This is a genomic window from Jeotgalicoccus saudimassiliensis, assembly GCF_000756715.1.
Lineage (GTDB): Bacteria > Bacillota > Bacilli > Staphylococcales > Salinicoccaceae > Jeotgalicoccus > Jeotgalicoccus saudimassiliensis.
Genome location: NZ_CCSE01000001.1, coordinates 605,317 through 627,539, shown reverse-complemented (window position 1 = coordinate 627,539; position 22,223 = coordinate 605,317). Strand labels below are relative to the sequence as shown.

The following is a 22,223-nucleotide window of genomic DNA, read 5'->3' as shown; positions in this document are numbered from 1 at the left end:
TTACAAAACCTCACCTTTTAATATGGTGTATCTGACTTTAAATACTCCATGATATCTTCTGGAATCGGAATGCCTGATTTTTCGTATTCAGCTTTTTGAGCTTCCATTAATTCACCCGGGTAGTATACCTGGTCGAATCCTGTTGCCGGTTTGTTTCCGTGAAGTTCATCAACCATCGTATCCATCTTCTCTTCCATAGCATCTCTTGAGCTGAAGAAGTCAGGATTGATTACGAGGTGGAACTGGCCTAAACGGCGGTATTCGCTTAAATCTTTGTACATGCTTGATACGTGTTTTCCGTGCGGCAGGCCTAAGAGACTGCCTGACAGAATATCAACCATCATCATTAAGCCGTAACCTTTCGGTCCTGCAACCGGAAGCAGTGCGTTTACTGCGTATGGATCAGTTGTCGGGTTACCGTCTTTGTCGACTGCCCACGTGTCCGGAATATCTTTATTTTTCGAGCGTGCGTCGAGGATTTTACCCCATGCCTGCACTGTTGTCGCCATATCGAAAACGATTGGTGTATCGTTTTTACGCGGTGCTGCGAATGCAATCGGGTTCGTACCGAAATACGGTTCCGAGCCGCCGAATGGTACTACCATCGGGTCCGACTGACACATTGATAAAGCAACCATGCCTTCTTCAGCTGCTTTCTGAACGAAGTAGCCGATAGCGCCGGAATGGCTCATTTCACTTACACCCACTGCACCGATGCCCGATTCTTTCGCCATTTTAATTGCTTCTTCCATTGCTTCGTAAGCAACGTAGTGTCCGACTGCGTTATCACCGTGATAGACACCTGTTGACGGTCCTGTTTTCTCGAATTTCAGTTCAGGCTCGTTGTTGAATCCGCCTTTTGCACAGCGTTCAGAGTAATACTGCATACGTACTGAACCGTGTGAGTGAATACCGCGTTCGTCTGCCCAGACGAGAACGTCTGCGGCACGATCCGCAAACGCCTCAGGCATACCGTTAAGCATCAGTTTCTCTTTAAATAAACCGCGGAGTTCTTCTGAATTGGAAATTACCAGATTTTCTGACATGTCTTTGCCTCCTGAAATGTTTAATTAAATTTCGATGTCTCTGTTCGCATCTTTAGAGTAAATGTAAGAGAATGACTCATCCAGACCGACAGCGTAAGTTGCCTGCAGTGCGTATGCACCCATGAAGATGTAGTCTCCTTTGTCAACCGGCATCCAGTTGTTGTCAAGGTTGTACATTCCGCGTCCGCTTAATACGTAAGCACCGTGCTCCTGTACGTGTGTTTCGATATAACCGTGTGAAGCACCCGGTTTGAATGAAAGAATGTGGAAGTTCATGTCGTATGCGATGTCTGCAGGAAGAAGATCCTGTACAAGCACTTCATCCATTCCTTCGTAAGCTTTTTGCTGAATGTCGTTGACATTGCCTGTAACGATTTCAGGTTTCCCAACGCCTTCTGCTTCCTGATAGCGTTTTTTGTAAAGGAATAAGCGGCTGTCTTCACCGTTGTTGTTGTTTACGAAAGTCAGTTCAAGGTGTGGTGGCACGTAAACGTATCCGCCTTCTGCCAGTTCGTAAGACTGTCCGTCAACTGTTGCAGTAACGTTTCCGTATACTACGTACATGAAAGTCTGAACACCGTTTCCGCCGAACCCCTGAGTGTTTCCACCCTGGTTTTTAACTGTTACAAGGTAGTCAACAAAACGTGCACCCATGCGTGGTGAACCTAAGATTGACATGTCACAGTCGTCGAATCCCGGTACGACGTTATTTACTAAGCCGTCCGGAGTCAGTACTGCGAATGCACCATTTTTAACGATTGAACGTGTTTCCAATAATCCTTCTCTGTATCCCTGCTGATGATTTAAGTAACCCATTATTAAAATCTCCCTTTCATAATATCCAAATATTTTTAAGTTTTGTTTAGTACGCTAATTTGTAAAGTGTTTCAGCCAATACTTCAATACCTTTAACAAGGTCTTCAACATCTGTTGCTTCCTCGATGTTGTGAGAAATACCGCCGATTGACGGCACGAAAATCATTCCTGTCGGCATGTAGCCTGAGAAAATCTGCGCATCGTGCCCGGCACCTGAAGGCATTACTTTGTATGAACCGCCTGCAACTTTTTCAGCAGATTCCTCAATCATCTTAACGATTGATTCATCCATTAATGCAGGTGACTGTTCCATCCATAAGTTAATGTCAGCTGTGATACCGTACTTGTCCGAGACTTCATTTATCGTTCCCTCGACAGTTTTTGCGAATGCGTTCAGTTCCGCTTCATCGATGTGACGCGTATCGATTGAGAATTCAACTTCGCCCGGCACTACGTTAACTACACCCGGAACCGGTTTGACACTTCCGAAAGTGATTACTAACGGATCGCCGATTTCACGGGCTTTTTGAACGAGTGTCTGGACAATTTCAGTAAATGCGACAACCGCATCTTTACGGTAGCCCATCGGAGTAGTACCCGCGTGGTTCGCTTCACCTTTTAGGTTGATTGTATAGCGTTTCTGACCGACAATGCCTGTCACAACACCAATCTGTTTTTCTTCTTTTTCAAGAATCTGGCCCTGCTCGATGTGTACTTCTACGAATGCTTTGATGTCGTCTCTCACTTTATCGTCTGTTTTAAAGTCAAAGCCCGACTCTCTCATTGCATCGACGAATTTAATGCCGTCGCCGTCTGCAATGTCTTTAACATCGTCGTTGTTCTGAAGATTGAAGAAGTTCTTAACGCCCCAGAATGTGTACGGGAAACGTGAACCTTCCTCTTCGGCAATCGACAGCACTTCAATGCTGCGTTTCGGCTGACCGTATTTTTCTTTCAAGTAAAGTGTTGCGACTAATGCTGCTAAAATTCCGAACTGACCATCCAGGTGTCCGCCTTCAGCAACAGTATCGATGTGTGAACCGCTCATGATAGTTTCATCAGGGAATTCACTGCCGACTAAACGTCCTGAAACGTTGCCGACAGCGTCGCTTGAAACTTCCAGGCCGTTCTCTTTGAAGATGTCCTGCAGTGCACTGACTGCCTGGCGCCATTCTTCAGAATATAATAATCGTGTTATACCGCGGGGTTCCAGTCCGCCGTAACTTGTAAACTGTTTATCCAGTTTTTCAAAGGTTTCACGAATATCCATTGATTATCCACTCCACTCATCTTATTTCACTTATAATTATAGATTTTATAAATTATGATGACATTGACAGTTCTAACAATCATCATTTTTTAAATTATTCACTTTAGACAAATACACAAAAATTCATTAGTCTGTATAATAGTACAAGTAAATAAAGGAGGTTAAACCATTATGACTACAGTAACGATAAAAGAAACAGATGCTTATACTCTCTACGGTGATCTGTATGAAAACACCGCACAAAATGAATCGGATGTGCTCGGCACTCTTATTTATTTACACGGCGGCGGTCTCGTATTCGGAGAAAGAACAGACCTCCCTTCAGAATATATAGACGTACTCAGACATAAATTTAACGTGCTGGCTGCAGATTACAGATTAGCGCCGGAATCTGATATCGATGATATCTTTACCGACTTACAACACATATATCACTTTGCAGCTGCTTTGAAACACGGCCCTGTCTATATAATGGGAAGATCTGCCGGCGGATATTTAAGCCTGATCGCTGCACGCGACTTCGATATCGCCGGCGTCATTGACTTCTACGGCTATTTCAACTTTACCCACAGCGACTTTAACTACCTGCCCCACGACCAGAAACATCTGGACGTAATGCTGACGGAAGAACTCGCAGGCCGGAACATCCGCGATTACGTGACCGTGAGCGAATCACCGGATCCGAGATATCTGCTCTATCTCTACTATAGAAAAGCCGGTAACTGGCAGAAGATGATCGGTATTGATCTAGAGGCCAATAATGATAAATACCGCCTGACGAAAGAAGACATGGGCGGGCTGCCGCCGGTCTTCGCCGTGCACGCCAAGGGCGATCCGGATGTTCCGGTATTCTTCAGCAGAAAGGTCACAAAATCTGCACCGGTTGCGGAATTCGTCGAAGTCGATACCGCCGTGCATAACTTCGATCAGGAAGTTACCGCTGAGAATATCTCATTATATGAACGTGCAGTCGAGTTTATGAGTAAACACGCTGAACAACAGACTTAAATTGAATTGGTTATAACACCGGTCCATGTCGGGCCGGTATTTTTTTGAAGTTGTGGTTCGACGCATTACAATGTGAGTGCACATCGTAAACCAGCCCTTTCTAAAAAAACACCGCACAATAAAAATTGCGCGGTGCCCCTCTTAATTATTTATAAAATTTACCGATTTTAACGTCGCTTACGCCGTTTTCAAGTGAATATATTTCTTCACCGCGTAAAATTGTACCGGCAACCTGAGCGCCGATTTCACGTCCGATATACGGACTGATCTTGTTGCGGTATTCAAGTTCTTCTTTTTCAACTGTGTACGGAGAATCGCCTTTAATCAGCACAAAGTCAGCATCGTATCCAACTTCGATGCGTCCTTTTCCTTCAAGTGCAAAGCGTTCTGCAACGTTTGTTGCGATAATGTCAGAGAACTGTACAAGTGACATACCGCGTTTTTGAACTGCTTCATCAAACAGCATATCCACGTTGTTCTGGATTCCTGAAATTCCGCCCCATGCTTCAAACGCGTTGTCCGTATCTTTAAGATCCGGTGTACATGGTGAGTGGTCGCTCGTTACGAACATTACTTTACCGTCGAATACGCGGTCCCACATTCCTTCAAGGCGTGATTTTTCACGGATTGGCGGTGAGCATTTCACAACCGGTCCGATATCATCCAGTTCTTCTTTATAGAAGTACAGGTAGTGCGTACAAGTTTCACAAGTGATGTCCACGCCTTCACTTGCAGCCTGGTGAATCAGGTCTATACCTTCTTCACATGCCACGTGTACGATGTGCACACGGCATCCTGTTTCGCGTGCAAATAAAATAATTTTCTGAATCGGTTCGACTTCAGTAAATACAGGACGCGAGTCCACGTAAGCTGCAAGTGATGTTTCACCGCGTTCCTGTGCAAGCTGACCAAGTTTATCTGTAATCGGTCCATTTTCCGCGTGGATTGATAAAAGTTTGCCTGTCTTCGCAATCTGACGCATTCCTTCATATAGAGAATAATCGTCAACGTTCATGAAGTCGCCTTCAATTGTTCGGTCTCCGGCAGTTGCTACGAATGCTTTATACGCAACAACACCGTTATCATCCAGCTCCTGGATTCCGCCGTTAAGGTTAAACGGTACTAATCCGCCGTAGCTGTAGACGTCTACTGAAAGTTTGTCTTCACCTGCGTCGAATTTCTTCTGAATAGATTCTGCATCAACTGTTGCAGGGATTTGGTTTAAAGGCATTTCGATAAATGAAGTCACGCCGCCTTTAGCTGAAGCGCGTGTACCTGTATCATACCCTTCCCAGTGATCGCGAATGCTGCCGCCCGGTTCACTGATGTGTACGTGAGCGTCAATCATACCAGGTGATACTATTAAGCCTGCTGCATCAACAACGCGGGCGTCGCCTGCATCGATATCCGTACCGATTGCTGCGATTTTACCGTCAGTTACACCGATATCGACATTCTTTTCTCCACCCGGTAAAATTACCAGGCCGTTTTTTACAACTAAATCAAAAGCCATTTATAATTCCTCCTGACCATTTCTGTAAAACGCAAAATCTTCACACGGCTGTCTGTATACTTTACCCATAACTTAAGCAGTGAAACCGGCAGCCAGATTAATATATTTACGTTTTAATTATTATTAGTGTACTATTATATGAAGAAATAAATATAGTTAATATATTATGTCTGATTTTTTATTTTGTGCAATGTGTACAAAATTTTATCAATACGATTTTAGGTGATGAATAATTGGTATCTATTAGAGAAATTTTATCATTGGAACGCTTCAGCAACTTCAAACTGATTAATAAAAATGCCGATTTGTCACGCGAAGTGACAAGCGTCGATATTACAGAAACACCCGATGTTAAGGATTATACATCACAGCATACGCTGCTTCTGACTACTGCGATGAATTTTAAGGGTGATCAGCAGTCGCTGATTAATTTTATCAGCGAACTCGACAGCGTACCGGTTGCCGCCCTCGGCATAAAGCTGTCACGCTTCATCCATAAGATCGATCAGGACGTGATTGACCACGCTGACAAACTAGGATTCCCGCTCATAGAAATACCGGAAAACTGGAAACTGGGACAGGCGACCCACAGCATCTCAACCTACATTTCCCAGGATGAAACTGAAAAGCTTTACTACGCACTGGAAGTCCAGCAGCGCATGAATTCAATGCTTATAAAAGAATTCAGTGTCGAACGTATGCTGAATCAGCTGAGCCAGTTTTTACGCCTGCCGCTCGTACTGATTAACCCGTTTTATAAAGTGGAAGTTACAAGCAATGATTTTAACAATAATCAAAAACTGCTGAAAGAAAACCTGAGATATTTCAACGATGTATATCTCCCGGATAAAGACAGTGTTAACGTTGATTTCAACAGTAAGATTGCTGTGTTTGAAGTACCTGCATTCAGCTACTTCCCCTACTATTTAATCGTTTCGAACCTTGAAACAATCAGTTATCCGTTCAGTCATCTGGCAATTGAGCAGGCGATTAACTCACTGTCCTTCGCTATTTATAAAGATTCAAGAATCCGTGCAACAGAACAGGAAGACGTCAATCTGCTGTTCAGCGCACTGATTAATACAAATGAAGGATCTCCAATCAGCTTTGAAAGTAACCCTGAGTTTTTCGAACGCTATCAGCTGAAAGACTCCAGTTATTATAAAGTGATTATTTGCGGCATTGATGCCGGCAGTGATATAGAAAACTCAGAGTACGTCAACGAACGGTACCAGCTGACATTTGAATGGCTGAAAAGCGTACTGGTCACACTCGATCCGAACATCAGTATTTTCGGCTTTGGCGATTCAAATAAATTCGCTATTCTCCTGCAGGAAAAACACGAATATTATCAGGCATACTGCCGACACCTGCAGCAGGAGTACAAAAAGTTCTTTAAAGAATCTCTGTCATTCGGGATCGGGAATGAAGTATCCGACTTTACACAGATTCATTCTTCATTCGTCGAAGCACTGGAAACATTTGAACTGTGCCAGTCCGAAGGGCAACGGGAATTTCTGGAAGTATACCGTCCAAGGAATTTCGAGGAGTTACTGCAGCTGCTGCCGCCGGACAAAGTCCGTCCGTTCGTACTCAGCACGCTCGGTGAACTTGCATTTCCGCAAAATACTAAAGACAAAGAACTCAAAAAAACGCTGCAGATTTACATGGATAACCAGTGTGATATTACGAAAACATCCAATGAGATTTTCGTCCACAGAAATACGGTAAAATACCGTATTAACAAATGCGAAGAGCTTCTGAACGTTAATGTGATGGATTCTGTTCATTCATTAAATATACGTCTCGCCCTCTTTATTTCACAGCACATACAGGATTTAAATCAGTAATTAAAGTTTAAAAATAGCCGTCGGAAAATTTCCGACGGCTATTTTTAAACTTTAATTTAGAACGGGAATGTATGAAGATCGACACCGAATACAACCGGTACCCAGAAATAGACGACTACTATAATAATAACTGTCGCTATTACATTCAGTCCGAACCCTGTTTTTACCATTTCTGTGATAGAAACTTTATTTGTACCAAAGACAATCGCATTTGGCGGCGTCCCTACAGGAAGCATGAACGCACAGTTGGCAGCCATCGCAGCAGGCGCCATTAATGCCAGAGGATGAACGTCAAGTGCCATTGCGAGACCGGCAAGTACCGGTAAAATCATCGTTGCTGTCGCTGTATTTGACGTAAACTCTGTCAGGAATAAAATTAAGATCGCAACAATTGCAATCATTAAAACGATTGGCATACCGCTTACACCCGACAGCATTTCCCCAATCCATTTATCAACACCCGTTGCAACGATTGCTCCGGCTAACGCAAGTCCTCCGCCGAATAGCAGCAGTACGCCCCACGGCAGATCTCTTGAAACAGACCAGTCCAGGACACGGCCGTTTTGTTTTTTAGATGGAATAATGAACAGAAGAACTGCTGCAAACATCGCGATTGAACCGTCACCAAGCATTTCTGTAAATGCAAACTGGTCGAAGAAGAACCCGCGCATAATCCATAGCAGTGCTGCCAGGATAAATACAGCCAGTACCCATTTTTCTTCTCTTGTCGTTTTCCCAAGTTTATCCAGTTCATCCGTAATAATTTTACGTCCACCCGGCAATTCTCTCATACCGTGTTTAAAACTGAAGAAGTTCATGTATGCCCATGCAATAGCAAGCAGTACAATAACAACCGGTATACCAACAAGCATCCATGTTGCGAAGTTCATCTCGTAATCAAAGATTTCTTTCATCTGACCTGCCAGAATAATTAGCGGCGGTGTACCAATCAGTGTACCGAGACCACCGATAGTACCCGCATAACCGATACCAAGTACTAAAGCCTTTTCAAATAACTTTACATCTCTTTGCAATTCCGGTGTAGACAGTGAATGCGCCTCTTTAATAATTGCCAGACCAATCGGAATCATGATCATAACCGCTGCTGTGTTCGAAACGAACATAGACAGTAATGCAGTTGAAATCATGAACCCTAAAAGAATTGTCGCAGTCGTCGTACCGATTGCTTTAATAATCGACAATGCGATACGCGTATGTAAGTTCCACTTTTCCATCGCTACTGCTAACAGGAAACCACCAAGGAATAAGAAAATAATATCATTTCCGTAGAAACTCGCGGCATCCTGATTGGTCATAACCCCGCCCATCGGGAACAACACTAAAGGCAGCAGTGACGTTGCCGGTATCGGAATTGCTTCAGTAACCCACCACGTAGCAATCCACAGTGCTGCAGCGACTACGAAAACTCCGGAACTGTCAAGAGAGACTGAGTCTATAAACATTAAAGCCAGTACAAAAAGCAGCGGCCCTAAAATTAAACCGATTAACTGAGCCGGTTTATAGGCTATTCTATGCTCACCAGGTGACGGTGCACCAGATGCCGCATTTCTTAATTCTTCAGAACTGAAAAATTTTAATAACGACTTTGTCCTTTTTGATTCACTCCATAAGTTGTCGTAACTTCTCTGGACAATGCCTCTTTTCTTAAGCTCACTCACAAAAATATCCCCCTTTTTAAATAAACATGTTTTGAATTTATCATAAATATTCAGATAAATCTATATAAATTTAATTACCTGTAATAAGTTTATCTTATAACTTTTGGGATGTAAGCGCTTATAGTAAGAATTTTCTAGTCATTTCGGTCTGTTTTTAAGTTTTTCAATGCTTTGCCGAGGGTGAATGACAATACATGCAGTTCATCTTCAGCGCCGGATAAACATCAGTCACTCTGCTGCTGTCCCTTTTTACAAATTAAAAAACTCCGAAGCTGCACTGCAGTTTCGGAGTATTCCATCAATATATTTATTTAACTTTTTCCACGTGTCCGACTTTCTTATAACCTGATTCATCAAGCATGAATACCGCAATAATACCTACAACCAGCAGTCCGCCTGCCAGGTAGAAGCCCATATCCAGGTTTCCTGTAACATCCGTAATGAATCCTGTAATGTACGGCGCCAGTATCGATGCCGACATTCCGATGAAGTTATAAATACCGAATGATGTTGCGAGTCCGACGCGCGGTGCGTTGTTCGCAACTACTGCGATCAGTACAGGGTTCGTACTCAGCTTACCGACGATACCGTAAACAATCAGTGATACGTACAGTACCCACATCTGCTCAAAAAGGACAATTGATACTGTCGAGATAAATGCCAGCGGCACCATAACCAAAAGGACCGGACGCTGTTTCCCCAGTTTATCAGACAGCCATCCGAAGAACAGCATTCCCGGAATTGATGCCCACGGTACTAATGATGACACGAATGCAACGCTTGATCCGCTGATGCCGCGAGCTGTTTCAAGGTAGTACGGAAGCCATGTAAGAATTACGAAGAATCCGTAAATCGAACAGAATATAGTAATAAAAGCTAAAATAAGGTTTCTGTTTTTAAACAGTTCTGACATTTTAAGTTTCTCCGGAACACCGTTTGCACTGTCCGGCGCTTTATAGCCCGGCGGGTGTTCTTTAACCATAATCCACATCACAATACCGATTACGATTACGATAACACCCATAATCCAGAATGGTGTTCTCCATGACATGTCCATTTCCTGTACTGTAATACTTGAAATCCAGTAACCTGCTGACATACCGATTGCCATACCGCTGTTAATAATCGCACTGCCGAGTGTTAAGCGTTTCTGAGGAATTGCTTCAGATGATAAACCATACTGCGGTCCGTAGAATACCCCCTGGAACATACCAGTCAGGAACCACATCATCAGGAACATATAGAATGTAACCATCTGTCCTGAAATAATTGCCAGTATACCAAATCCGATAAATGCCGGAATAATCATTTTCTTACGGCCGAATTTATCTCCTAAAAATCCTGAAGGTATTTGAGTCGCAGTATAACCGAGGAAGAATAGACTGCTGATCAGACCTAATTGAGCTGCGTTAATGGCGAATTCCGACTGAATATTTGTCATAATCGGGTTTAAAATTGTACGCGTTGCATAAATTGCAACCCAACCGAGCGTAAAGACAATGACAATTTTTATCCAGTAATTGTTGGAAATGTTTTTGTTGTCCATCGTTCTGTCTCCTTTAAATTTAATTTTGTATTATTTTCACTTATTATTTTACAGCATCACCATGCTAAATTCTTTATCTATAGTAGATAAAATTTTTCTATACTTTGTGCATAATATCACAAAATATAGGCGCAAATATTGGTATATATAAAATGTTTGTATAATTGTCCGAATAATTATATTATTAATAGTACAAAAAAATAAAAGAGAAGGATGATGCGCATAATGGCAAGTTTAAAAATAAATAGAAGACTTATAATGACACCGGGTCCAGTCGCAGTTGACCCCAGAGTTTCACAGGCGATGAGCAATTCAATTCTTGGACAGTTTGATCCGGATTTCACGGATATAATGAATGAAACGATGGAGTTAATCCGTGCATCATTTAAAACCATAAATAAATGGTCATTCCCTGTCGATGGAACGAGCCGTGCAGGAATTGAAGCTGTTATTGCCAGTATCGTTGAACCGGGAGATAAAGTACTGGTACCGATTATCGGACGATTCGGCTATCTCGTTACTGAACTCGCTGAACGTGCCGGCGGTATCGTGCATACAATTGAAGCACCGATGGGTGAAGTAATTCCGCAGGAAGACATTATACAAAAACTGGACGAAATCGAACCTAAAGTACTCGCAATTATTCACGGGGAAACGTCTTCAGGACGTCTGCAGCCAATTGATAAAATCGGCCATGCAGCGAAAGAGCGAGGTATATATACAGTAGTCGATGCAGTCGCTACATATTTGGGACAGGACATCCCTGTTGATGAGTGGGCACTGGATGCTGTTATCGGCGGTGCTCAAAAATGTCTGTCGGTACCTTCAGGTATTACCCCCATTACATTTAACGAACGTTTCAGTGAAGCAATCAATAAACGTAAACGCGTTGAAAAAGGAATACGTACATCAGATGACAAAGCGACATCTCATTTCATTACGAGCAACTATCTCGACCTGACACAGCTTCAGGATTACTGGGGTGAACGCCGTCTGAATCACCACACTGAGGCAACGGTGAATATTTATGGTCTGTATGAAGGACTGAAACTTGCAATCGATGAAGGCGTCGAAGCACGTGCACGCCGTCACAGCTATCACCATGAGGCGATGAAAAAAGCAGTTACAGCATTAGGACTTGAGATTTTTGGAGACGAAAATCACGAAATGCAGATGGTAGTATGCGTTAAAATACCTGAAGGTATTAACGATGCAGAATTCCGTACAGAACTTCTGTCACGCTTTGGAATTGAAATTGCAGGCACATTCGGATCAGTCGCCGGACAAATCTGGCGTATCGGTACGATGGGCTACGTTGCAGAAAAACAGAATCTCTTAAACTTCATTACAGCGTTTGGAGTATTCCTCCAGTCGAAGGGTACAGAAAATATCGATCCTGCTGCTGGACTTGAAGCAATGACAAACTATTATGATGAACACGAACTTTAATATGTAATCTATATAATTGAAGAACAAAAATACCAGCCGCATTAACGCGGCTGGTATTTTTTATATGGAACGCACTTCGATTGATGTTATCAGACTTAAATTAATATAGGCCTCGCCGCCGCTTCGATTCGGAAGTTTCACAAAATGGTTGGCTTCAAACTTGCCGTTAATCAGCCGGATCAGTTCATCTACTGCTTCTGTCTTGTTGACTTCCATCGTGGATCCGCCGATAAAATGCACTGTAATAATTTGTTTCATTTCCTTCACCTCTTTGTAAACTATACCCCATTTTTTAAATCTTAATAATGGTAAAATAAAACTGTTAAGGAGTGATAATATGTCACAGGGTGAACGTGATTTACAAAAAAAGCATAATACAGAACGCCGTGCAGATGCTTTTTACAATAATCAGATGATTGATTATTTAAACGGTGAAATGCAGCAGTTTATTAAAGAACAGACAATGTTATTTATCGCAACAAGTGATAAAAACGGCAATTGTGATTCATCATTTAAGGCCGGAGAACAGAGTTTTATACACGTGATTGATGAAACCCGTGTAATGTATCCGGAATACCGCGGCAACGGCGTGATGGCATCTCTTGGTAACATAATCGAAAACCCGCATATCGGTCTCTTAATGATTGATTTCTTTAATGAGCAGATCGGTCTTCATATAAACGGTGCTGCTGAAATTATAGAAAATGAACACATTCATGAGATTGCACCGGGTGTAACTGATGAGCGTGCGGAACGCTGGGTGGTCGTCACAGTACATGAAGCGTATATTCACTGTTCCAAACATATCCCCCACCTCGTCGATACTAAAAACCTGAGAGATTGGGGTACCGATGATACAGCTAAAAAAGGTGGAGACTATTTCAAAGTCAAACAGAGCAATAAAGAACAAAAATAATTACTGTTTATTATCCAGTACGTTTTTGGCAGTCTGTTTCATTTTTTCAACATAAGAGCCTCCCAGTTCGTTCTCAATAATTTCAAAAGCTTCTTTAGACATAAACGGGCGGTATTCTGCATGATGGGCATCACTTGCCACTATGTGAATCAGCCCTTTTTCTATTAAATCAAGTGAATTCGCCTGCAGATCACTGCCGAACTCCCCGCATACAGACGCAGCGGTCACCTGTGCCAGCGCACCGTCTTTAATTAAACGCGCAAGGATCTGCTCATTCTGGACGAGCGGGCGGCAACGTTCCGGGTGCGCAATAATCGGTGTCAGACCAAGTTCACGCAGTGCCGTAAACACTTCATCGACATCTTCATGCAACTCGGTAAATGAAAACTCTACAAGAATGTAATTACTGCCCGCAAGCGTCAGTGACTCCCCGCTTCGGAGTTCGTCAATTAACACATCGTTAATTCGAATCTCCTGTCCGGGATGCACATTAACCGGTATATTGTTATCTTTAATAATACTTTCAACTTCATGAAGCTTCTGTTTTACAACATCAGCCGGTGTGAGGTACGATCCGCTGTGATGGTGCGGTGTCACAATAATATCAGTAATCCCCTGTTCAACTGCCTGGTTGAGTAAATTCAATGTTTCTTCAGATGACTTAGGACCATCGTCCACATTTATTAATAAGTGATTATGAATATCTATCATTAAACTCTCTCCATTCACTGTAGTTACCTTCATTATAACGCGGATAATACATTAGTTAAAAACATCCGTCTGACCTTAACAGTAACATTACAAATGATAAAACCCCGGAACCATGAATGAGTCCAGGTGAGAACTCTATGTAAAACTGATTAAATATATTATTTCCTCAGCTTAAAAAACATAAGCAGACTTAAACCAAGCAGCAGAACACCTGCAATAACCATTACCCAGTTGATTCCCGGAGCCTCTGTACTGTTCAGTACAAGCATGTTTAAACTTTCATTCATTCCTGTCCCACCTTTCATAAACCTTGTATGATGTTATTCATTATATATAACTGAGGTATGAATTCAAATAGATGCACTGTAAAAAAAAGAATCCTCTCCTGCTGTGCCGGAGAGGATATCAATTCAATTGTTATTCAGTTGATTTACCGAACTTTCTGCGTTCCGCTTCAAGTTCCAAATCATCCACCTCGTCATCCAGATATGTTTCGTCGGGAAGATTTTCTATCGGTTCATTGAACGACACAGGACCGTCCAGAATTTCTTCTTCCACTGCCACGTTCTCTATTCTGTCTTCGACATCTTCGGCTTGTTCTCCGCCATAAGTATATGCTCCGCAGTTGGGGCAGATATCGGTTTCTTCGGCGATTTTCACACCGCAATTTTGACACGCATCCATATAGTAAACCCTCTTTTCTGTTAATATTCTCTTACTACAAATACCCCTTTGTGAGATATCTAGTCATTTCAGAATGAGAAAAAAACTTCCCGGTATTAACGTGAAGTATAATCACTATTTATCGTCACTACGCCCAAAATCACTGCGCTCTTTTTTCTGCTGTTTATTCAGCTCATCTTCCGGATAATTCTCTTCCGGCATATCTTCTATCTTATTATCCTTACCAGGCCCATTTAAGAACTCCTCTTCCGGTGCTCGTTCCTGAATCAGTCCGTTAGTATCAGTATAATTTTCATCTTCTCGGATAAACTCCCCGCACGCCGGACATACTCTTGTATCTTCCAGTACTGATTCACCGCAGTTTTGACATACAACCATTACTATCACTCACTTTCAGTAAAGTATTTATTAATAGGTAAATACCCATGTTTCATAGAAATTAGTCATTTTAGTTTTATAGAATAAAAAAAGCGTACTTTAAATTAATAAGTACGCCCTGATTAATATTAAACCAGCTGATCTTTAAACATATCGTCGTAGAACGACAATGTAAACATTGAATAGAATGATACCAGCGGTGACTGGATTAAATTGTTCTTCCATGCATTTTCAAATGCATTGTCGATGTTGTAGTCAAGTACTGTTGTATAGAAAACATCGTCGTAAATCTTACTTAAGACATGGTTGTTGCTCTTTTGAACCTGAGTAGCAACAACTTGAAGCGTCTCGTTCATATCGCCTGTATTCTGCTCTACGAGTCTTAACAGCGGTTCAAGTTCTTTAGTTAACTTAATTAACTGTTCGCGCATTTCCTGGTTCTTCTCTTCAAGCTCTTTAGGAAGATCTAAAGGATAGAAATCCTGTGTGATTTTTTCAAGAGTGAATCTTTCAAGTACTTCCAGCTCAGTAGGATACTGGACTTTTTTATCTGCAGTCATTACACCGTGTGTACACTGCATCAGTGACAGCCTGATTAAATCTATTCTGATAAAAGCACGGCACAGTTCAACGACTGATAAGTGGTTAAAACCTTCTTCTTTAAATTGAGCAAGAATATCGTCCAGTTTTTTAGACTGATCTTCAATCATTTCCGGAATGCGTGTCATTCGGTATGTGAAGCTTTTATAGTCTGTTGCTTTTAATAATTCTTCTTTAGTTTCTTTATAGCTCTTCATGTAATCCCCTATTCTTTTCTTTATGTTATTAGTAATAGTTTAACATATGGGACTATATTTTTAGCCTATTCAGAGAGATTTTGTTACTGATATCTCAAGCGCGATACTCTGCGGTATCTGCTCTTGCTGTACAACAGCTTATCTTTCGTATAGAACTTATAATTTTTCATCAGATAAAGTATGAGCTTCGCCGCTTCTGACAAATATTCCACTATCGTTGTCTGAGGATTAACACCTAAGAATTTCAATTTATTATTCTGTTCAAATACATTATTAAAAATCAATTCGGTGCGAAATTTATGGTATTAGCTCGTAACTCCGATAACTTGACCGTAATTAAGCCTTTTGAGGATCTGCTGAATTTCCACTGCGTTGTTGTAGGTGGTCGTTGAGAAGTATTCTGTGAGGATATGACATTCGTCTATATAGTCGTAGCTGGGGTTTAAAAGATCTTTCGTACCGCGGAGTTCGTTGTCATCATTAAATGATGTAATTAGGATATGCGCCTTGCCGTAATCAAATTTCTGATAAAGATCTGCGACTGCTTTAAAGCGGCGATAATCGCCGTCAAGGTAGACAATTAGTGTTTTATTTTCATAAGACATAACAGTACTCACCTCATCTGTATTGTTACCTGCAGTATAACAAGCCAGTATTTAGATACAGTTTTACAGAAGTAAAATTAGTGTAAATAAAAACCGTGAGATATCCTCTCACGGTTTTCTGTTATTCTGCGGTTGTTAAATTAATAGAATCTTCATTGTACTGATTGAAACTCACCATAATGCGGTCCGCTTCTTCTACAGTATTCAGTGTCATCGGCGGCTCTCCGCTGTATTGAATCGTTTCAATAAAATCTTCCCCGTTAAAATAAGATACGTAGCTTGAACGGTTAATCTCATAAGTATTAGATGGATCGTAGTCAATATAATCAGTAGTCATCATTTCTTCATTTTCAACAGCTTCACCATTGTAGCCCATCCAGCTGCCTTCAGTGAGCGAGCCCATATCCATCAGATTATCATCTGAACCGCCGCTGCACGCTGATAAAAGCATAATTCCCACTAGTAAACTCATAAAAGACAATTTGGTTTTCATTGATGTTCCCCTTTTCTGTTTAAAGTAAGTAACAGTTAAATAATAGCATAATACTGCTGCCTGTCTAACTGTTAACCAAAGAGATTATATAAGCCGAAGCGGTAGCCCCATATTTTTATAAACTCTCTAATCCAATGGGAAAAAGCGTCTTCTCTATCGAGTCCTTTTTTACCTTCTAAATTTGAAGCGGAGATATAGTTAAAGGTCTTGTCATTATCATTGAGCCGTTCAAAGGCTAGTTTGGCTCTTTTAAGATGGTAATCACTAGTAACAATCATTGCGGACTCAAAATTATTATCGTCCATAATTTCTAGAGTTCTTTCTGCGTTTGAATATGTGCTTGTAGATTCAGTATCAACGATTACATCTTCCTCTTCGACACCGTAATGGCGAACGATAGATGTAAGTTCTTCAGCATTGTATCTGTCACCTGCTGGGGTAATCAACACCTTATCGGCATAGCCTGACTGATATAAATCAGCAGCCTCCTTCACTCTGCCTTGGTCACCGCCGCCGAGAGTCACAATCACATCGCTGTCTTCAGGCGTGTCAGACTCTCCGGGTATAAAACTTTCTATTAAAATTGCTATAAATGTAAGAGCAAGAATAACAAGTAAAGGAATTGCAATTTTAATATTCATGAGTGCCTCCGCATTTAATATTAATCAATTTCAACGAGCTGCATGCCGTTTTTATTATTTTTATTAAAGCTGAGTATTATACCATCAGCCTCTTCAACTGTATTAAGCATCTCAGGTGTATCTTCATAGAGCTCTGTTTTGATAAAGTCTTCACCATTGAAATAAGATACATAAGTGTCACGGCTGATTTCATAATCTTTTTCTGGATTATACAGAATGAACTGCGACTGCATCATTGCCTTATTATTTTCTGAAGTACCTTTATAATTAACCCAGCGGTCTTCTACAGTATTTATTTTGTTAACTAAATTATTAGACGTACTCTCATCGAATATAATAAGAACACTTAATATTATTATAAGTATCAAAGATAACCCTATTATAAATAGCTTGCGGTACATTGCTGTTCTCCTTATAATGTTTTAATTAAAGAGACTAGTTAAAAATTCCAGAGATGATAACATACTTTATTTAATACATATAAAATCCGTACATCAGAGTACTTGGATAATAGCATCAACGTAATACAACATACTTGTACAGCGTCCCAAGAAAGCTAACATACTGATTATTTTTCAAAAGAAATTCATGCCCAGCCTATTTTAAAATTTATAACATATTAATTTCTCTCAACTATCTTTTTTATTAACTTTAAATAAAGACTCTACTTATTCAACCAACTTTTATAAACTTAACATACTATTAATAATTTATACGAGCATATGAATAATTTAACTTACAGTGAGCCTCTTTATTAGTTTTAAACAGTAAAATAACTCTATAATATTTTGCACCCTTTGGAACTGGAACTTCATCGAAAATTGATAAGGTGCTTTCGTTAGTTTTCTCATTTTCCAAAACAACAGTTTTAAATCGTTTTTCATCTGTATAAAAAATGACACTTTTTCTAATCTCACCTTCATAATTTAAAAGATTGATGGACGTATTAAGTTTTAGACTTTTTGCTTTTTCGATAATCTTAGAATTAGGTATGTTCTTAAAAGAACCTTCATATGTTTTAATATATGCATTTTTATCGGACTCATGTAGAGTAATATCTTCACCTTTAACAGTCACTGCTTCATTTAAAGAGATATAATCTAATGTATAATCAATTAATTCTGTAGATTTTTGCATTGATTTTAAATTATCACTTGCTACAGTCAATGTTAGATGGGATTTCGGTATTTGGTAGCCTTTTTTAGTCATAATATTTATATACTGAATCATGGAGGCAAGCGACCATATAAATTTATTAGTACGATTGTTCAATTTCGAATTCATCAACTCTTCAATTTTACTGTACTCAATAATATCAAACATAGGATTGTTTCTAAATTCTAATATTAAATCTTTAAAAGCATTAACAAGAGCTTGATCATTATTACCAAGTGATTTCCAATTGTATTTAGCGACTTGACTAGTCGCCTGTATTGGTTCCCGTTTTAACCAATTAACATAGTCTTCTGGTGATTGTGGTCCATTTTTTTCAAATGTATATCTTGTATTAAAAAAAGGCAATTTATTAAAGTCACTATTTAATCTTTCAATAATTTCGTAATGTATTCTTTCTTTATCTAAATCTTCTATATTCAACTTCATAACAGATTTTGTGAATTGATTATCCATAAAAACTGAATATGAGTTACTTGAATAACTTTTTGGCTTTCTTGAATCACTTGTCCATCGTCCAGTTCGATATTTCAAAAAGAATATGTGAAATAATTCGTTAATGTTATCATATTTAATAGAAAAATCATCGAGAAACGTGCTAAATTTATTCTGGTCATCTAAGTAAAAATCTTCAAATTTATAAAATGGTTTTTTTAATGGATTTTTAAGAACATCTTTATTCTTAGGTATATGGGTACTATATCCGCCCTTTAAAACAGCTGCAGCAATTCCATTAAAATTTTTATTATCTACGAATTCAGTTTTAGTGTTTACTGTATCGTATGCACTTATCAATCCTGAAGAAGCTGTCATTATTGATTTTATTCTATTATCTAAAGAGACACTTAATTGATTTTTTTTTGATAACTTCCTTTCATTTACTTCGTGTGGAATTTCTGATAATCCAGCTAATTGTTGAGCAATTATTACATCGGGATGGTCAGGAAAACCTGTAGTATGTGCTTTAATGTTATAGCCTTTATTCAACAAAGCAAGTAAGACAATACGACTGTCTTTCCCACCAGTAAGACCTAATCTAATCGATTTTTCTTTATCTTTAACAATATCAAAACTTGATAATAAATCTTCCGTGACTTTATCATAAAAGTCTTCCGTAGATTTTACATTAAATGCGGAATGATATGTATCATCTATTTCTTTAGATGTGATATTACCATCTGCAATTCTAATGTGAGAGTTTTCGGGTAAACATAAGACATCTTTAAATGGAGTAAGTTCATCTGAAAAATATCCTTGTTCTAAGAATGAAATGAAATTGGCCGGATCAAAAATTGGTTGTATTTTTTCATTACCCAAAACACTGATTACCAATGGATCAGTTCCAACAATTATATGATTTTCATCTTCATAGTAATAGACACTTTCAGCACGTACAACATGGGTGAAAATATCGATACTATTATCTATAAGATTAGCTGTTGATAATGCAAATGCACCTCTTAGTTCCCTTATAATGGAATGTTTTTCATCAGCATTTGAAGTCATCAATATTTTTTGTATATCTAATTTTCCTTCTACAAATTGGCCAACGGGACAAAATAAGTGGTTCTCATATTTATTGTAAGGATATTCTCTATATTCATTTGTATAATATACTGATATTAATTGTTCATTACTTACGGATTCGAAGATATGCGAAGTTTCTTTATAAAAGTTGATAGTTTCAGAAACTTTATCCTCAGTTATATAATTATTTTTCTTTTTATTATAGATATGCAAAAAACCTTCCATTAAATCATCCATCCTAACTTTATTAATTATTAAATAAATTATATCATTATTAGATCGAACATAATTAAGAAAAACTTGAATTTCCTAAACATGTTGTGAATTATAGAATAGCTTTACATCTTAAAGAAAAAAACCTCAATATATAAACTAAATTATTCCTTTATCAATTTAGTTTTTTAGCTATCTTACTGATTACAAAATAAGCACACATACTGAAAAATTATCAGGATGTGTGCTTAAAATTTATTAAACGCTAATATTAAACTCTTCATTATCTATTAATATTTTCAACATTTTATTTTTAACAACTTTAATATCTATACTATAATTTTTCAAATTTAAAGCTGTTATAAAATCAAAGTCATCATTAGATGATAACTTTGAAAATTGAAGCTGTTTTGTGTTAATTTCTTTCCCGGTTTTTAATGTATTTTTAGCAATAACCTTTTCGTCTTCACCTTTTATTAGTTTAAGATTAGTATTTAGAAATTGCTGTATTTTAACTGAATCACCTTTATTTCTAAGAAGAGCTTCATTTCTCCCCTTTTTCACTAAAACATCTTGATGTAAATTAAAGTTTTGTATAAGAGTTGAGGGTTTTTCTATGTGTCCTTTATCAATCAAAACTATTAAATCATAGTGTTTAAATACTATTACCTTTCTTTCTAACTTTACACCGTTGTTAAAACTCTCATTTATTCCTGATAGAATCGAAAAATTTTCACCGTGATAATATCCATTTGTACGCACTTTTCTTGTAAATCTATTTTCATTCGTTCTTTTATATTTATATTTCTTAAAAAATAAAGTTGAATGAGAAGTTTCTCTCATCATATATTTTCGTATTGGAGAGGAACTATAATTATACTTACCTGGGTCAACTAAATAATTTTTAAAATTATAATTTAGTGTGATACTTAAATCATCTAGATGTTTATGTACTCTTGATGAATAACCGCTAATAAAGGTAAGATACAATGGGATTTCATTATTTCTTTGATAAATATTTAAACCAAGCTCTCCATCATTTAGATGTTCATAGTGTTTATTGGATAAATCATATTTAATTTCACTCGAATCACCAATAGGAGGTAAGTATCCATCTGGCCTTACTAAAACGTTAAAGTAATTATCTGCTTTTTCTAAATAACTAAGTATATGTTCACTATAACTTAAACTAGATAACTCAAGGTATTTTTGGATTTTTTTATATAGTTTAGTTACTAAAAGATGATATTCAGGGGAGTTTTCTAAATGAATACCCTTTGAACTATAGTTATACCAGAATGCTTCCGTAGATCTCGAGATTCCTGTAGTCATCAAATCTTTTCTATTTAAGAAGTTGCCTATTAATAATAAACTTCTATCCATCATTAGACCGTGATTATTGAAGTTATAATTTTTAGAGTCTGTTAACACATCTATATGTGATTCTAATATATTAAAATATTTATCTAAGTTAATATCTATGTTCTTTTTAATGACTATATACATAAACTGGATTAGAATTTGAGCTCTAACTGCTGTCGGATGATCATACCAAATCATATCATTATTTGGTTTTAATCTAGCATATTCTATCCAAGAAGATGATATTTCATAAATTTTATTCAGTACTAAATCATCGTTTTCTTCATAATAAATAACAATTAAATCGTTTAAGAATCTCAATGATTGTAAATATAATTGGAATGTATTACCACTCTTATCATCCTGTTCATCCCAATTGAAAGTACTTGAAAATTTTATATCAGGTAGGTTTGGCCAAACTTGAATAACATTATTTAAAACGTTATCTACTTTTACCTTTTTATCTTTATTATGATTTTCAAAACTCCTTATTAGTTCTTCGGGTAATGATTTAATATGTTCATGTAGCGCTATGTTTGACATAAA

The 22,223-nt window shown here is 38.5% G+C and carries 23 protein-coding genes; 4 read left to right on the top strand and 19 right to left on the bottom strand.

The features are described 5' to 3' along the window. Positions 1 to 17: 17 nt before the first annotated feature. Genes allD through allC form a run of 3 tightly spaced genes read right to left on the bottom strand, consistent with a single transcriptional unit; the run spans position 18 to position 3,132 of the window. Positions 18 to 1,046, bottom strand: a complete 1,029-nt coding sequence (gene allD / locus RZ44_RS03000; protein ID WP_035808332.1) for an ureidoglycolate dehydrogenase — start codon at positions 1,044 to 1,046, stop codon at positions 18 to 20. A 24-nt stretch (positions 1,047 to 1,070) separates the two neighbouring features. Next, entirely contained in the window at positions 1,071 to 1,862 is a 792-nt protein-coding gene (gene allE, locus RZ44_RS02995; RefSeq protein ID WP_035808330.1) for a (S)-ureidoglycine aminohydrolase, read from the bottom strand. A 46-nt stretch (positions 1,863 to 1,908) separates the two neighbouring features. Beyond that, on the bottom strand, positions 1,909 to 3,132 hold the full coding sequence (gene allC / locus RZ44_RS02990; protein ID WP_035808327.1) for an allantoate deiminase: 1,224 nt from the start codon (positions 3,130 to 3,132) through the stop codon (positions 1,909 to 1,911). 171 nt (positions 3,133 to 3,303) lie between these two features. On the opposite strand from allC, the gene RZ44_RS02985 reads away from it, so the two are divergent. Further along, positions 3,304 to 4,140 (top strand): alpha/beta hydrolase, encoded by an 837-nt coding sequence (locus RZ44_RS02985; RefSeq protein ID WP_035808324.1) that lies wholly within the window; start codon positions 3,304 to 3,306, stop codon positions 4,138 to 4,140. Between the two features lie 145 nt (positions 4,141 to 4,285). On the opposite strand, the gene allB is transcribed toward RZ44_RS02985, so the two are convergent. Continuing rightward, on the bottom strand, positions 4,286 to 5,653 hold the full coding sequence (gene allB / locus RZ44_RS02980) for an allantoinase AllB (protein WP_035808322.1): 1,368 nt from the start codon (positions 5,651 to 5,653) through the stop codon (positions 4,286 to 4,288). 233 nt (positions 5,654 to 5,886) lie between these two features. On the opposite strand from allB, the gene RZ44_RS02975 reads away from it, so the two are divergent. Beyond that, entirely contained in the window at positions 5,887 to 7,503 is a 1,617-nt protein-coding gene (locus RZ44_RS02975) for a PucR family transcriptional regulator (protein WP_035808318.1), read from the top strand. 56 nt (positions 7,504 to 7,559) lie between these two features. On the opposite strand, the gene RZ44_RS02970 is transcribed toward RZ44_RS02975, so the two are convergent. Both RZ44_RS02970 and RZ44_RS02965 read right to left on the bottom strand, forming a co-directional pair. After that, positions 7,560 to 9,158, bottom strand: a complete 1,599-nt coding sequence (locus tag RZ44_RS02970; protein ID WP_407927287.1) for an SLC13 family permease — start codon at positions 9,156 to 9,158, stop codon at positions 7,560 to 7,562. A 331-nt stretch (positions 9,159 to 9,489) separates the two neighbouring features. Further along, the gene (locus RZ44_RS02965; protein WP_035808313.1) at positions 9,490 to 10,728 is read right to left on the bottom strand and encodes an MFS transporter; all 1,239 of its coding nucleotides are present in this window, start codon (positions 10,726 to 10,728) and stop codon (positions 9,490 to 9,492) included. Between the two features lie 225 nt (positions 10,729 to 10,953). Between RZ44_RS02965 and RZ44_RS02960 the strand changes: the two genes are divergently transcribed. Continuing rightward, entirely contained in the window at positions 10,954 to 12,177 is a 1,224-nt protein-coding gene (locus RZ44_RS02960; RefSeq protein ID WP_035808311.1) for a pyridoxal-phosphate-dependent aminotransferase family protein, read from the top strand. Positions 12,178 to 12,237: 60 nt separating this feature from the next. Here the strand turns inward: RZ44_RS02960 and RZ44_RS02955 are convergent, their stop codons facing one another. Beyond that, complete coding sequence (locus RZ44_RS02955; protein ID WP_035808309.1) at positions 12,238 to 12,435, bottom strand: hypothetical protein; 198 nt, start codon at positions 12,433 to 12,435, stop codon at positions 12,238 to 12,240. Positions 12,436 to 12,514: 79 nt separating this feature from the next. Between RZ44_RS02955 and RZ44_RS02950 the strand changes: the two genes are divergently transcribed. Continuing rightward, positions 12,515 to 13,093, top strand: a complete 579-nt coding sequence (locus tag RZ44_RS02950) for a pyridoxamine 5'-phosphate oxidase family protein (protein WP_035808307.1) — start codon at positions 12,515 to 12,517, stop codon at positions 13,091 to 13,093. On the opposite strand, the gene RZ44_RS02945 is transcribed toward RZ44_RS02950, so the two are convergent. From RZ44_RS02945 to RZ44_RS02895, 12 genes are all read right to left on the bottom strand, one after another. Then, positions 13,094 to 13,804, bottom strand: a complete 711-nt coding sequence (locus RZ44_RS02945) for a tyrosine-protein phosphatase (protein ID WP_035808304.1) — start codon at positions 13,802 to 13,804, stop codon at positions 13,094 to 13,096. Positions 13,805 to 13,962: 158 nt separating this feature from the next. Next, a complete protein-coding gene (locus RZ44_RS11455) occupies positions 13,963 to 14,091 on the bottom strand; it encodes a hypothetical protein (RefSeq protein WP_269448265.1) in 129 nt (42 codons plus the stop codon). A 130-nt stretch (positions 14,092 to 14,221) separates the two neighbouring features. Further along, positions 14,222 to 14,488 (bottom strand): zinc ribbon domain-containing protein, encoded by a 267-nt coding sequence (locus RZ44_RS02940; RefSeq protein ID WP_035808301.1) that lies wholly within the window; start codon positions 14,486 to 14,488, stop codon positions 14,222 to 14,224. Between the two features lie 114 nt (positions 14,489 to 14,602). Beyond that, a complete protein-coding gene (locus tag RZ44_RS02935; RefSeq protein WP_035808298.1) occupies positions 14,603 to 14,866 on the bottom strand; it encodes a zinc-ribbon domain-containing protein in 264 nt (87 codons plus the stop codon). Positions 14,867 to 14,994: 128 nt separating this feature from the next. Continuing rightward, positions 14,995 to 15,663: a hypothetical protein gene (locus tag RZ44_RS02930; protein ID WP_035808296.1), complete on the bottom strand. Its 669-nt coding sequence runs from the start codon at positions 15,661 to 15,663 to the stop codon at positions 14,995 to 14,997. Between the two features lie 83 nt (positions 15,664 to 15,746). Continuing rightward, positions 15,747 to 15,911: a hypothetical protein gene (locus tag RZ44_RS11285; RefSeq protein ID WP_171816105.1), complete on the bottom strand. Its 165-nt coding sequence runs from the start codon at positions 15,909 to 15,911 to the stop codon at positions 15,747 to 15,749. Positions 15,912 to 15,968: 57 nt separating this feature from the next. Further along, positions 15,969 to 16,268 (bottom strand): YdcF family protein, encoded by a 300-nt coding sequence (locus RZ44_RS02920; RefSeq protein WP_035808289.1) that lies wholly within the window; start codon positions 16,266 to 16,268, stop codon positions 15,969 to 15,971. 121 nt (positions 16,269 to 16,389) lie between these two features. After that, positions 16,390 to 16,761, bottom strand: coding sequence for a hypothetical protein (locus RZ44_RS02915; RefSeq protein ID WP_035808287.1), 372 nt, complete (start codon positions 16,759 to 16,761; stop codon positions 16,390 to 16,392). Between the two features lie 71 nt (positions 16,762 to 16,832). Beyond that, positions 16,833 to 17,402 (bottom strand): YdcF family protein, encoded by a 570-nt coding sequence (locus RZ44_RS02910; protein WP_035808285.1) that lies wholly within the window; start codon positions 17,400 to 17,402, stop codon positions 16,833 to 16,835. Between the two features lie 20 nt (positions 17,403 to 17,422). Beyond that, positions 17,423 to 17,770 (bottom strand): hypothetical protein, encoded by a 348-nt coding sequence (locus RZ44_RS02905; protein ID WP_141638973.1) that lies wholly within the window; start codon positions 17,768 to 17,770, stop codon positions 17,423 to 17,425. Positions 17,771 to 18,104: 334 nt separating this feature from the next. After that, positions 18,105 to 20,327 (bottom strand): asparagine synthetase B family protein, encoded by a 2,223-nt coding sequence (locus RZ44_RS02900; protein WP_035808279.1) that lies wholly within the window; start codon positions 20,325 to 20,327, stop codon positions 18,105 to 18,107. Between the two features lie 246 nt (positions 20,328 to 20,573). Then, positions 20,574 to 22,220 carry a heparinase II/III domain-containing protein gene (locus tag RZ44_RS02895; RefSeq protein WP_035808277.1) on the bottom strand — a complete coding sequence of 549 codons (1,647 nt, stop codon included), beginning with the start codon at positions 22,218 to 22,220 and terminating at the stop codon, positions 20,574 to 20,576. Positions 22,221 to 22,223 lie beyond the last annotated feature (3 nt).

What these genes read in the sequence shown, in the direction of transcription:
- allD (WP_035808332.1), bottom strand. Translation starts at nt 1,046, where the DNA reads ATGTCAGAAAATCTGGTAATTTCCAATTCAGAAGAACTCCGCGGTTTA.
- allE (WP_035808330.1), bottom strand. Translation starts at nt 1,862, where the DNA reads ATGGGTTACTTAAATCATCAGCAGGGATACAGAGAAGGATTATTGGAA.
- allC (WP_035808327.1), bottom strand. Translation starts at nt 3,132, where the DNA reads ATGGATATTCGTGAAACCTTTGAAAAACTGGATAAACAGTTTACAAGT.
- RZ44_RS02985 (WP_035808324.1), top strand. Translation starts at nt 3,304, where the DNA reads ATGACTACAGTAACGATAAAAGAAACAGATGCTTATACTCTCTACGGT.
- allB (WP_035808322.1), bottom strand. Translation starts at nt 5,653, where the DNA reads ATGGCTTTTGATTTAGTTGTAAAAAACGGCCTGGTAATTTTACCGGGT.
- RZ44_RS02965 (WP_035808313.1), bottom strand. Translation starts at nt 10,728, where the DNA reads ATGGACAACAAAAACATTTCCAACAATTACTGGATAAAAATTGTCATT.
- RZ44_RS02960 (WP_035808311.1), top strand. Translation starts at nt 10,954, where the DNA reads ATGGCAAGTTTAAAAATAAATAGAAGACTTATAATGACACCGGGTCCA.
- RZ44_RS02955 (WP_035808309.1), bottom strand. Translation starts at nt 12,435, where the DNA reads ATGAAACAAATTATTACAGTGCATTTTATCGGCGGATCCACGATGGAA.
- RZ44_RS02950 (WP_035808307.1), top strand. Translation starts at nt 12,515, where the DNA reads ATGTCACAGGGTGAACGTGATTTACAAAAAAAGCATAATACAGAACGC.
- RZ44_RS02945 (WP_035808304.1), bottom strand. Translation starts at nt 13,804, where the DNA reads ATGATAGATATTCATAATCACTTATTAATAAATGTGGACGATGGTCCT.
- RZ44_RS11455 (WP_269448265.1), bottom strand. Translation starts at nt 14,091, where the DNA reads ATGAATGAAAGTTTAAACATGCTTGTACTGAACAGTACAGAGGCTCCG.
- RZ44_RS02940 (WP_035808301.1), bottom strand. Translation starts at nt 14,488, where the DNA reads ATGGATGCGTGTCAAAATTGCGGTGTGAAAATCGCCGAAGAAACCGAT.
- RZ44_RS02935 (WP_035808298.1), bottom strand. Translation starts at nt 14,866, where the DNA reads ATGGTTGTATGTCAAAACTGCGGTGAATCAGTACTGGAAGATACAAGA.
- RZ44_RS02930 (WP_035808296.1), bottom strand. Translation starts at nt 15,663, where the DNA reads ATGAAGAGCTATAAAGAAACTAAAGAAGAATTATTAAAAGCAACAGAC.
- RZ44_RS02920 (WP_035808289.1), bottom strand. Translation starts at nt 16,268, where the DNA reads ATGTCTTATGAAAATAAAACACTAATTGTCTACCTTGACGGCGATTAT.
- RZ44_RS02915 (WP_035808287.1), bottom strand. Translation starts at nt 16,761, where the DNA reads ATGAAAACCAAATTGTCTTTTATGAGTTTACTAGTGGGAATTATGCTT.
- RZ44_RS02910 (WP_035808285.1), bottom strand. Translation starts at nt 17,402, where the DNA reads ATGAATATTAAAATTGCAATTCCTTTACTTGTTATTCTTGCTCTTACA.
- RZ44_RS02900 (WP_035808279.1), bottom strand. Translation starts at nt 20,327, where the DNA reads ATGGAAGGTTTTTTGCATATCTATAATAAAAAGAAAAATAATTATATA.
- RZ44_RS02895 (WP_035808277.1), bottom strand. Translation starts at nt 22,220, where the DNA reads ATGTCAAACATAGCGCTACATGAACATATTAAATCATTACCCGAAGAA.